Annotated in this window: 9 protein-coding genes; 2 read left to right on the forward strand and 7 right to left on the reverse strand. The window is 49.0% G+C overall.

The features are described from left to right. Positions 1-86 precede the first annotated feature (86 nt). The 7 genes from ACNSOI_RS14705 to ACNSOI_RS14735 form a co-directional block, all read right to left on the reverse strand. Positions 87-1637, reverse strand: coding sequence for a hypothetical protein (locus ACNSOI_RS14705; RefSeq protein WP_420194381.1), 1551 nt, complete (start codon positions 1635-1637; stop codon positions 87-89). Further along, a complete protein-coding gene (locus tag ACNSOI_RS14710; protein ID WP_420194382.1) occupies positions 1624-2343 on the reverse strand; it encodes a thioesterase II family protein in 720 nt (239 codons plus the stop codon). The genes ACNSOI_RS14705 and ACNSOI_RS14710 overlap by 14 nt, the downstream gene beginning before the upstream one ends. Positions 2344-2347: 4 nt before the next feature. Then, on the reverse strand, positions 2348-4126 hold the full coding sequence (asnB, locus tag ACNSOI_RS14715; RefSeq protein ID WP_420194383.1) for an asparagine synthase (glutamine-hydrolyzing): 1779 nt from the start codon (positions 4124-4126) through the stop codon (positions 2348-2350). Beyond that, positions 4114-5802, reverse strand: a complete 1689-nt coding sequence (locus ACNSOI_RS14720) for a non-ribosomal peptide synthetase (RefSeq protein ID WP_420194384.1) — start codon at positions 5800-5802, stop codon at positions 4114-4116. Before ACNSOI_RS14720 ends, asnB begins: the two co-directional genes overlap by 13 nt. A gap of 75 nt (positions 5803-5877) precedes the next feature. Then, on the reverse strand, positions 5878-6735 hold the full coding sequence (locus ACNSOI_RS14725) for a fumarylacetoacetate hydrolase family protein (protein WP_420194385.1): 858 nt from the start codon (positions 6733-6735) through the stop codon (positions 5878-5880). After that, complete coding sequence (locus ACNSOI_RS14730; protein WP_420194386.1) at positions 6732-7790, reverse strand: hypothetical protein; 1059 nt, start codon at positions 7788-7790, stop codon at positions 6732-6734. The genes ACNSOI_RS14725 and ACNSOI_RS14730 overlap by 4 nt, the downstream gene beginning before the upstream one ends. Before the next feature lie 137 nt (positions 7791-7927). Next, the gene (locus tag ACNSOI_RS14735; protein ID WP_420194387.1) at positions 7928-8830 is read right to left on the reverse strand and encodes a DMT family transporter; all 903 of its coding nucleotides are present in this window, start codon (positions 8828-8830) and stop codon (positions 7928-7930) included. Positions 8831-9902: 1072 nt separating this feature from the next. Between ACNSOI_RS14735 and dndB the strand changes: the two genes are divergently transcribed. Beyond that, a complete protein-coding gene (gene dndB / locus ACNSOI_RS14740; protein ID WP_420194388.1) occupies positions 9903-11024 on the forward strand; it encodes a DNA sulfur modification protein DndB in 1122 nt (373 codons plus the stop codon). Continuing rightward, positions 10981-12516 carry a DNA phosphorothioation system sulfurtransferase DndC gene (gene dndC / locus ACNSOI_RS14745; RefSeq protein ID WP_420194389.1) on the forward strand — a complete coding sequence of 512 codons (1536 nt, stop codon included), beginning with the start codon at positions 10981-10983 and terminating at the stop codon, positions 12514-12516. The genes dndB and dndC overlap by 44 nt, the downstream gene beginning before the upstream one ends. The last annotated feature ends 1 nt before the right edge of the window (position 12517 follow it).

Here is a 12517-nt window from a genome sequence, read left to right on the forward strand (position 1 = left end):
TATTTCCTAATAGGCTCAAGCGGCTCTGGGCGGGCGAACCAAGAGGTAAGCCCAACCCCGCTATAGGCCGACACATCGAATAAGGTCTAGCGACCGGAAACACGGTCGATAACTCTCTCTCCTCCTCTCCCATCGGAAACATGGATCAATTTTTGGTGTGGATCACTGGTTGTAATGATGGGCAACAACTCAGCGCTGTCTTCGCTGAAAGGCGACCAAATTGGCGAAGCGCAAATATGGCGCAGATCCGTTACGCTTAGACCACTTATTCTTTCAACTTTAGAGGCTAACGACGGTTCACCTGCTTCTTCGCCTTTGAGCATTGCCACAATCTCTTTCTCTCGCGGCAAGAGCCCAGGTTGTTCAGCGACAAGGTACTCGTGCAAGTTCTGACAGCCGCCGGCAAATGGAGAATAAACCAAGCACACCAGTTGTGGAGTCGTTAGTCCAAATGTGGTTAGAGCGTAGTCTTCGGTCAATGCACGCATAGATTCGACTCCTTCCTCAGTCGAGTAGCGCTGCTCCATGATCTCGACGAGGTGGTCCGGAAAATCTTTCTTCTTCATTAAATCGATCGCGAAATCTGCATACTGGTCAATACCTTCGCGATAGCTGCGCCTGTATACGTATTGAGTTCGCAATCCGCGGAGATGGGCCATCATGGCCGGGTTAGCACAATCTGATTCCGTGAAACTAAAGGCAATATCGTCGAAGACAAAACCCAGAAACTCTGTCAGCAGGTTCCAGTGTGCACCAGATTCATAATTTGTGTGATCATAAATCGAGAAAAAAGCTAGCTTATCAGGGACGTCCGAAACGACGGCGCGTTCTGACAGACGGTCAGATTGGCTGTCACCGTGGATTTCCATAAAATAGGTCTGAGATAGGCCGTTCAAAGTTTCTAAGGTACCCTTAAATTTTCTGCTCTTGGCAGGCTTCTGTCCAATTTTACTAGCGATTCCCCGAATCCAATGTATGTAGTCACGTTGTTCTGAGGGAGAATCTCCGGTCACGATAAGGTCAACACCCTCCCCGTAACGTGCAGCGACACCGAAGGAGCTGGCGACGTTCAAGTTGCACGCATTGCAAAAGGTGGTCCGTCCGTCACCGTAGGAGCGGTGCCCGGACATAAGTAAGTCGATTCGATTATTTTCGATGACTGGAAGAGGCATTGGCGCATTCAAGTCAAACTGGCGTACCCGGTCTCTCTCAATGAGAAGAAGCTCAACCATAGGATCTTCGTATACCCCTAGAGCGGAGTATGTGCGATGGATGTTTTCCATAACCACATATGGCATACCAGAGTGCCGCATGGTTACGATTCGCAATTGGAAGGTGTCTCCACGGAATCGTTCCGCCATCGCCACGTGTACCGCTCTCATGAAGGCTGCAGTATAGGCGCTATCCTTGCCGCCTCCATAGGCGACCATCACAGTATTACGGCCTAGATTTTCTTGGTCGGGAAGGCTTTCGTATAGCCGAGTTACACAATCTTGTACTGCGGGAATATCTTGGTCTGGTAAAGCGCTCTTCAGTGATCTCCAGACTTCATCACGTTTTTGGTTTTCCCAAGAACTACCTCCACCCAGTCCTTTTGATTTGTACTGGCAATCCAACGTTGTCTCATCCTGATACATAGTTAGCCCCCTTTATTTTGGTGATTGCAGTCCCGACCCATTCGATGAATTCATCGGTTATTAGATAATCGGAATGTCCGCCTCGAAAACTCTGGTAGTCGAAATTGCCCTCCGCGAATCCGGCCCATCGCTCGCACTCTTTACCGTTCACCAAGGGATCGGAATCACCAATGCCGATGTAGAGGGGGCATGATAATCGTCCAAATCCCGAGTCTCTGAGGGATTCAAGAAGCGCAAGGTCACGGCGCGTAGTTTCGATAAGAAGGTCCTTCCACGATTGATCGGGAACACGATCAAACAAGCCCGGATCAACTCGATTCCAATAGGACTCCATTTCTTTTTCCGTTACTGGTTTTGGCGCAATTATCGTATGGTCTGGTGCGCTGGCTCCTGTAAGAATCAAACCAATTGGCGCTTCGTTGGCCTCCTGGAGGGTCAGAGCTGTGACATAGGCCATAAAGGCTCCGAAGCTGTGACCAATGAATACTGTCTGTTCGTGACCGCTCTTCTGAATTTGCTGGGCGCAGAGCCGCGCGGCATCGTTAAACGTTTTATTTTTCTGGGACCAGGTCCCACCGTAGCGCCAGCTATAACGTTGTAGGCGTGCCTTTGGTCGGAACGCTTTCAACAATGTCCGAAACTCAGAACCGAAAGAGCCTGCCCCGGGGAAAATTACAAGTGAAACCGTATCGTTGATACTCTCCATGTGATCAACTCCTTAAGGACAACTCGTCGGCAATCATCGCAAGACTGATGGCGCCCAGACGGAAATCCCATTTTTCCTCTTGGTAGGCTTCGGCATCCGGATTCATGCAATTCAGATTCAATGCGTCGACAGAACCAACCAAGTCGCGCCATTCGCTCCAGCACTGGTCGTTAACAACCGATCGTAGATCGTAGGCGGTAAACCCATGCTTGCCGCGATCCAGTACAACATCAGGAATCTTCCCTCTGTATGCGTTTCGCAAGCAGGCCTTCCCTTCAAAGTTTGCTACTTTAGCTCCGTCTGGAACCTGTAGTGCCTGATCTACGACATCATTGCCGAGAAACGGGTAGCGTCCTTCTATCGAGTTTGCCATCACCATGGAATCTCCATGGTCACCCAACAAATGGCCGGCTAATTGAACATACACATCAGTAATTGAACGCAACTGCATATAGCTGAGGCCAGCCACCTCATTATCTGTAAAGGGAATCAAACGATTCCGCCAGAACTCACGACCTTCGATGGCTTCAAGTGCATAGGGCGATAAGAAGTTGCTCCGTCTTTCATCAAGGCGGTACATATCCACCTCCCAAGAAAAGTCTGCCCGCCCCCATGCTTGCTCGTTCATGTGGCTTTTAGGGCGCACTTTGCGCAAAGCAGTGTCAAAGGCGTAGGAGTCGTAACCAAAGAAGAGTTCATCCGCTCCTTCCCCAGAGACAACCCCCTTTACTCCTGCATGATGGACGCTTTCGGACAGTAGAAGAGCGGCAACGTTGTACGTTTCTCGTTGAGGGAAACAGCAATGTCGAACCATTTCCTCAAAGCGATCCGCGATGTCTTCGCGTGAACAACGAACTTCTTGGTGGATGCTGCCAACCCTTTCGGCTACTTGACGTTGGAACGGACCCTCGTCAAGCGCCCGGTCGTCGAAAACAATGGAGAAGGATCGCATACGACTTTTAGCTAGAGCGGTTGCCTCAGTTAAGATCACGGTAGAATCAAAGCCACCGCTCAGGTAGGCCCCAATTTCCGTATCCGAATTCAACCGGCTCGAAATGGATCGTCGCAGACTTAACTGAAGAATTTCACTATTCGGTGCAGTCTCGCAGACTGAGAAATCGCCATATCGCCAGTAGCGAATGTTTTTCGTGCCGGAAAGGTCAATTCTGACGGCACACCCAGGTTGTACAGAAGCAACCCCTTCTACTAAAGTCCTAGGTGCTACTACATTGCCAAGCGCAAAGAATTGATCTATTGCCGAGTAGTCAATGTGCCAGCTTTTGGGAAGAGACAGGACGAGTGCCTTAAGCTCCGAGCAAAAATGTATAACTCCATCGGCTTTCGTGTAAAAAAGCGGACATATACCAAAACGATCTCGTGTCAGATAAAGTGCGTTCTCCTTTCGGTCAAAAATGATCGACGCAAATTGCCCGTCAATCTGCTCCAAAGATAGTATTCCCAACTTAGCCACCAACTCTGGAACAATAGCGACATCGACCCCATTGTCATTATGCGGCCCCACCGCTAGCTTCTCGAAAAGATCTTTTGAGTTATATATTTCACCATTAGTGATAGCGACGTAGCGGCCACAAGAACTTTCTGAAGGCTGCCAGCCATGACCTAGACCAATCATTCCTAGACGACCCAGCTTGGCTGTCAGGGTGCGCTCGTCAAGAGAATAGGTCTCGTCCGGTCCGCGATGATACAGGCGATTATGCATCTCCACGCAAAGGCTACGATCCAACCGACCATCTGGCGCGAAAGATCCGCTTACACCACACATCTAGTAGTCTCCTCTAATCGCTCAACCTCGCTGATTAAATCCTTTAGCTGTTCGGCTCGTATAACGTCGCGAACCCCTGCAGTAGTCCAACCTAATTCCTTCAGTTTTTTTAATAGAATGATTGCTGAAGCGGAATCTCCTCCGATGTCGAAGAAATTATCTTCTTCTGCTGCGTCTTCCGTACCAGTCAAGTGACAGACCAGACTTAGGATTTCTTCACGGGGGGAGAGGTCGTTTGTGTCAGGCTCTTTGGCCCCTCTAAGATTTTGCAGCGCGTTGCGATCAACCTTGCCGTTCTTGGTATAAGGTAACCTGACAAGACGCTTGAATACGGAGGGAACCTTGTAATGTGGGAGTTGACTATTCAGGCATTCGCGGAGAGTGCGTGTTTGCACCTCTCCCTGGAAATAACAGAGTAAGGCGTCGACCTCACTGTCCTCGTCTTCAGGAACGTGCCTATCAGCGACGACTACCGCTTCATCAACACCTTCTATTTGGCAGATCAGGTCTTCTATTTCACCAGGATCAATGCGGTAACCGCGCACTTTAACTTGGCGGTCAATGCGCTCGACAAAGTAGATCTCGTTGCTACGTTTCTCGACTAGGTCGCCAGAGAAATAGACCGATTTGCCACTAGCATTTTGAAAAGTTTCAAGGCCACCTTCGGAAAGATAGCCAATGCCAACGCTATCCCCGATCACCACCAGCTCACCGCGAGATGCGAGCGAGCTGGGGCCATCGCAATCTATCTGAACTTGACAGTTCCCAACCGGGCAGCCAAGAGGAACACCATCATTACAGGATTCTTCCACGAGACCATCGCTCAACAAGTTACAGATTGTTGTCTCTGTGCATCCGTAGGCATTATGAAAGGTGGCTATGCTTCCCCATTTCTTTACGGAGCTTTGACGGCATGCTCCGCCTCCGTTAATGACATGTTGAAGCTGCATTCTATTTGACGGTTGTGTGGCCGTGAGCGCGAAGGGAGTAGTCTTTAGGTGGGTTATGTGATGGCGCTCTAGTGTTTCCTGAAGTCGCTCACCCGGCATTAACTCAGCTTCATCAACTATTACCAGGCACCCACCGGCACATAGTGTCCAGAATATCTCAGTAAGACAGCCATCAAAGGTCAGCCTTGCAAATTGAAGCGTACGGCTCCGCAAATCTATATCGAGGCGACGCACATGATCCTTTATCACCGCACTTAATCCGTCGTATCCAACAAGCACACATTTTGGTTTTCCAGTAGAGCCCGATGTATGGATTGCGTAGGCGATCTGGCCTTGAAGAGTCGTCAGTTCCTCCCGTGGAGAAAAAACCTTCCCGTTATTCCATGCCTTCGGCGTGGGCGATAGCTCAACTGCAGAAATTGGAGCGTCAGCGTGGAGGAAGTGGTTCAGCCGCAGCTCTGAAATCTTATGCTGGTTTAGCTCATCCCCATCTCTAGAGTCAATCACCACAAAAGGACATTGGGCTCTCAGCGCGGCCAGAATTGCGATAATCGTTACTGGGGTGCGATTCGCCTCAATGCCAAGGAACCCACCGGGCTCTATCGTCTCAACGATTCGCTCAGCGAGATCTCGTGACGCACAGACCAAATCACAGTAACTTACCGCTTCTGAGGAGCTCTCGATGGCAATTTTGCACGGGTGAAGTTTGGCCATATGATCAATCATCTTCACGATCTCTAGCTCGGAGCCAAATATATTGTATGTAGCAGAAGTCTTCCCTAACATTCTTGGTGCTTCCCTTTAGTTGTTGAATTTTTTCGCCGTTATAACTTCATGGGAAAGATGGCCGACAGACTCGACTACCGCTTCTACAGTATCGCCATCTTTTATAACAGCTGCGCCCGGCGTACCGGTGCAAATTATCGTGCCTGGAAGGAGAGTTCGTCCGGCAGAGAAGTATGAGACCAAGTATCCAAGATCATAGCGCATGTCTGACACCAACGCCGTGGCGACAGTTTGACCATTACGAATGGTGGAAACGCGCAGTTGACAAATCTCATCGTCCGTAAAGCGCTCAAGCGGAACAAGCGCTGGGCCGATGCTACAAAAAGTATCAAAGCCTTTGGCCCAGGGAATGTAGCGTGGGTTTTCGCGAATCACATCCTCGGCTGTCATATCTAGGACCGTCGTCACGGCAGAAATAACAGAACGCCAGTCTTCCTTAGCAACGTTCTTGCATTTTTTGCCTACCACCAAGCCGAGTTCTGCCTCAGCCGTCACTCGCTGACTCTGGGCGGGCAGTACTATTTTGTCGCCATTGGATATTAGGCACCCATTTGGTCGGAAGTAGGATCCGGGTCCAGAATTCGGTTGCTCGACCTCAAGGTCATTTGCGTGGACTCTGTAGTTCAAGCCAGCACCCCAAATATCACAACCATCTCCAGCGACCGTTGGAGCATATTTGAGAAATTCTGAAGATATTTCAAAGCCATTATTATTTGAAATTTCTTTAATTTCTTTTTTGTCCGCATTCCGGACTATATCTAAGATTGGCATGGATTCATATGTGTCAGAAAGCGGAACCCAAGTCTGGCCATCTTCGCTAGCATATTTAACAAAACCAGAACCATATTTTTTACATGCTAAAATCAAGCTCATATATTCACCATTATTGACTTATGATTACAATTAGTTTCCAAAATTTTTGTGGCCGCGGCGTAAAGATCGTGTTCTTTAAGTTCATACATCGCTAATTTTGAAGCACACTTCATGAGTTCCATAGAGTCAACCATGTATTTTTCGGAAACTTTATCGACTGCTGGAAAGAGTGAACTATGTACGCCAACTACACCACCCATTACCTGCATCAGTCGGTCGTTCTGAATAACGTCCATAGAGTCGCGACAGTGCTCGGCTAATTTCGATAGCGTACGAAAGTCGTGCTTTCCGAACTCCAGCTTTGTTAAAATTCCGGCTAATAATTCTGTTGCGGCATTACCGCCTCCACGCCCAATACCATGTAGTGAGCCGTCTATAATTCGAGCGCCCGCAGCAATTGCTTCAAGACTATTCGCGTTTGCGAGTCCTAAGTTGTCATGTCCATGGAATCCCACTGTCCCAAAATCAGCTGAAAATATGTCAATATAACTTCTTACATCTGCCGGCAACATAGTTCCGCACGAGTCAACGACATAAATTCCTGAAATCTCTCTGGGAACCTTACGGACAATGTTTTCTAGTTGAGGTTTTGGTGTATTATTTGTCTTCATAATTGCCAAGAAGACTGTTTTGCAATGCGATAGTGCGGTTTCCAGATAATCTAGATTAGCTGCAATCTTGTGAGCTTCCATTCCGATTCGGACAAACCCCATACCTTCTTGACACATCCATTTCAACGTGGAGAGGCGTGTAAATGAGGGTTGTGCAAAAATGCCCCAAGGCGTTTGGATTAATTCCTCGTTTGCTAATCGGGACCATTCCGCCAGCTCAATGTTGCAAGCTGTATGGCCAGCACGTTCGGCTTCAGCCCCAATTCCATGCCCTATCTCGACATAATCTAGACCGCATGCGTCTATATCATGGAGCAACCCTCTGACAAAGTTGGGTTCCAATTGGAAATCCACCGCATAGAAGCCATCTCTTAACGTTGTGTCTAGCAGCTGGCTAGGCGATTTACCATCTTGATCACTATAACTTTCTAGTCCGTTGTCCACGAGCCCACTCTCCTTGCATGCTTTACCCATATATACTTATAATAAACAATCTTCCAACTACCCATAAACTTACAAATGGATACTCACGATAACTTACTGACCAATGGTATTATTATATCCAATTAGCACTTTATTTATTAATTATTCCTAACCCCCTCCTGAGAGTAGTGACTTGTTGCACCTGGACGCCAAAACATGACTACATTTCCTACCAGGGTTAGGATAACTCCAGTTATCGCCAGCGGCGTCCACCCATAGCCCTCAAAAAACGTCGAAATAACAAGCGCAACAATAGGAAACATTACGGTTGCATAGCCAGCCCTTGCCGAACCAACTCGCGCAATCAGCATAAGGTAGGTAGTAAACCCCAAAACAGACCCAATTACCGAAAGATAGATTAGTGCCACCCAGTAAACGGGTTGAGTCGACAGGCTCATGGACTGGCCGCTGACTATAATCAAAATGAGAAGTGCCAGGGCGCCTATGCACATACCCCAGCCATTTGCGGTAACAGGTGAAATTCCGAGGCCACTGTTATGCCGAGATGCCATATTACCGAGGGAGAAAATGAAGGTACCAAGCATGGCCCAACCAATACCCTGAAGCGCTGTTGTATCAAAACTGGCAAATAGGTCAGCCCAAAAAACCAACATCAATCCGATAGCGCCGATGCCCCCTGCCAACATAGTCTGGTGAGATATCGTGTCTCCAAAAAATATACGGGCGTTTATTGCATTACAGATTGAAACCAAAGAGAAGACTACCGCTATTAGTCCTGAAGGGATTAGGGCAGCAGCTTTGTAAAGAGCTATGAAATTAAAACAGAAAAGACACATCGCCTGAATAACGACGAAACGCCAGACGTTGGGTCTTTCTAGGCGATGCATCAACGTCAATCCAACTAGCATGATCACTCCGGCCAGCGCAAAACGGTAGAATATGGATACAGTTATCGGCACATCACCAACCTGTGCCGAAATCCCAATCCAAGTAGTCCCCCAGATGACGACGCTGATAGCGAAAAGCGAGATGGTGTTCATAAAGTACCTCAAGATATCAACGAGAATTACCCTACCCTCTTGTTGCGTTCGAGTTTTGCACATTCTTGCGGAAAGTTTGTGAGCGCCCGAGTACCAAGCATTGCAAGGGATATCTAGCTTACAGCTGTGAGACAAAAGCTTGACGATAGCCCGATTTATGTCTGTGGACCGGCGGGACAGGTAGTTGAAAAGGTCCTGAACAATTGCTCGATCTAGTTTTCCATCGGGCTGTTGTCGACGGGCACGCAGTCCCTCGTCTAGGTAGCGCGCCAGCGCTTCCCAGGGCTTGATGTAGCAATTCGGCACCTTCTGGCGGAGCGCCAGCGGCCATTAGCGTAACTCGTCAGTGGTCGACTGGGATTTAGCTTCCCATTCGATCTCATAGTGAAGATCTCAACAAGATTGACCGCGCGACACTCCGTGCGCCCTATTACACCGGGCATTTTCGTAATCTGATGTTAGAAGATTCCGGCAGAGGGGGACTGCTTTTAGGTTTTTCGACTAATGTACATGGGAGGTTTCTATGCCACCTCAAAAGCGACTGCGACTTCCCATTGTTTCCGGCGTGAGGGGAGTATCCTGCCATGAGAGGTGATTTCACACTCTAGAACTTAGAGCCAAGAAATAGACCCGCCCCGGTTTTCGCTAATTGATAAACCGGCAGCTCAAGTATTTCACCTTCTACACCGCCTTCACTCACCTCCAGCCACCCTACCATGACCGGTAGAATATAGAGCCATGGTCCAGCGCCCTCGGAATTGCATTAAAGCACGTCGCTAACGGCTGCGTGCCCTTTGAACGGCACATTAAGATTTGGGCCTCAGAGTTGATCGATGAATATGTGCTCTGACACCTTTTCTCTGCTTCTACAGTTGAGGATTTTCCCTAGCCCGGGATCTCTGTGAAGGTACGCCGATGACCAAAAAAAGACCTCAAGAACATTCAAGCCGACCAACTACAGAAAAGATCTGTCACAGCCCCCTCAAATGAAGAGCCCTTGAATCCTGGCGAAATGCATTTTTGTGTGTATGCTGTATGTTAATTAACATACAAACATGATAGGTTGCCGCCCATGGACAACACCTTCACCTACACATTTCCCGCCATCCGAGGCATTCAGGCTGGCCGAGAGTTCTACGTCTCAATGTGTCCTATGCGCGTTCTCGTTAAGATGTTCACGTTCGCAGACGATGAGATGCCTCCAGAGCTTCGAGCCCAACGCTCTTTGAACAAAACACGCGTGCCGGAAATTGCACGTTACATCGTCGCTAACCCCCAGGATTACACCTTCTCCGCAATCACCGCATCCATCGATGGCGACTGTGAGTTCGAGCCATCGGGTGAAGGAAACGTAAACCAATTCCGCATGGGAACTCTCACGGTGGATATGACCGCAAAGTTCATTGTCAACGATGGTCAACATCGTCGTGCGGCAATCCAGCAGGCACTTGAGATGACACCGTCGCTAGGCGATGAGACCATACCTGTCGTCTTTTTTCTGGACCGTGGACTCAAGCGCTGCCAACAAATGTTCGCGGACCTTAATCGACACGCTGTTAAGCCATCTTCGTCGTTAAGTGTTCTATACGACCACCGAAGCGCTGCCGCACAACTCGCACGTCATCTTAGCCTTTCTTCCGACATCTTTAGAGGCTTGATCGAGATGGAACGCTCCTCTCTTTCGGAGCGTTCGCGTAAACTCTTCACATTGAGCGCCCTACATTTTGCCATTTCTGAGATGTTTCCCAGAAAAGACCTGGAAGATTTTGAAGCTGCTACAATGCGCTGCCTCGAGTATTGGGAAATAATAGGAAACCTTATTCCTGAATGGGTTCACGTAAGGGACGGGAAGATGACAGCTGGCGAGGTTCGGATGGATTTTATCCATTCCCACTCGATCGTATTGCAAGCGCTCGGGCGTGTTGGACGGAATGCCTATCAGGACACGGGGCGAGACATTCGCAGTATTCTCGCTAATCTCGAAAAAATTGATTGGTCGAGGCGCAACATTTCAACTTGGGAAGGACGGGCGATGACTGGTGGTCGCATGTCCAAGAATAGTCAAAATGTCACCCTCACGTGCAATGAGATTAAGCGTGTTTTAGGGCTGGCCTTAACGCCGGAAGAGCAGAACGTCGAGGATGTGTTCCTTGCCGCAAGAGAATCCACAACGTCTGAGCAACCAGCTGGGTAAAATGATGGCCACGTCGACTGAAGATATCATTAAAGAAATTCAGGAAATCTACTGCTCAGATTCGATGCCCTGGGTCGTTGGATATAGCGGCGGGAAGGACTCAACAGCCTCTCTTCAACTAATCTGGAACGCTTTGCTCCAGCTCGATCCAGAGCACCGATCTAAGCCAGTTCACGTTATAAGCACCGATACTCTGGTGGAGAATCCTGTTATTGCAGCGTGGGTTGCTGGCTCTCTCGACACGATGAAAATTGAGGCAGAGAAACAGCGCTTGCCAATTCACCCTCACAGGCTAACACCGGACTTGGAGCATCGATTCTGGGTGAACCTCATCGGTAAGGGATACCCCGCGCCAAGAAATCGATTTCGGTGGTGCACTGAGCGCCTCAAAATCAGCGCTTCGACCCGTTTTATCCAAGAACTTTCAGAAGCAAATAATGAAGCCATTCTGGTACTTGGTCAGCGTCGTGGCGAAAGTGCGACCAGGGACAAGGTGATGGACCACTACAGTGGCAGCACCCGTGATCGGCTCAGCCGTAATAGCGACCCCAAGCTATCCAGAGTATGGGTTTATCTGCCGGTCGAGACGTGGAGCAGTGATGACGTCTGGATGTATATCATGAGCGAACCCAACCCGTGGGGCGTCGATAATCAGGACCTTTTCAGCATCTACCGAGGTGCAACACCAGACGCTGAATGCCCTGTTGTGGTCGATACCTCCACACCGAGCTGCGGAGACAGCCGGTTTGGCTGCTACGTTTGCACGATGGTATCTCAAGATAAATCCATGAGCGCAATGATCCAGAACGACGATGAAAAATCCTGGATGCAGCCTATTCTGAATTTCCGAAACAAGTACCTTAGCGTGCACGATTGGGAAGTTCGGGATTTCCAGCGCATGAACGGACGAGTAAAGCTCATGGGGAAAGAAAACCCTGAGCTAATCCATGGGCCTTACTTGCAAGAATATCGTGCAACTCTGCTTGAACAATTGCTGATCACCCAAAAAACGGTGCGCGAAGCTAAAGTCCCAGGTCATGACCAGATAGAGCTAATCTCCATCGACGAACTGGATGCCATCCGTCGCATTTGGGTTGAGGAGAAAGGCGAACTCGAAGACCTTGTCCCGAAAATCTATGAAAGGGTCTATGAGCAGCCCTATCCCGGAAAACCGATGGAAGCCCCTCTTCTAGAAGAGGAGGATCTGGAACTTCTTAGAGAGGTGGCAAGCGAACTCGATCCAGAAGCCGCTGACAGACTGTATAGGCTCACTAGAAATCTTCTGGCCGCACAATTCCAATCTCTCCAAACTCAAAAGCGATCCAAGCACCTTGATCGCCTGGAAGAAGTACTCAAAGCCAATGCCTTCAGAACGGAAGAAGAAGCTCTGGCGTTCGCAAAAAGCACCGAACAGGATCAAGACGAAAACGAACCCGCCGACGGGGAAGTTGAGCTAATTCCCGTAGTAGCCGTCGAAACGGAAGAGGCATAAA

Source organism: Marinobacter sp. GH_1 (genome assembly GCF_048595985.1).
GTDB lineage: Bacteria > Pseudomonadota > Gammaproteobacteria > Pseudomonadales > Oleiphilaceae > Marinobacter > Marinobacter shengliensis.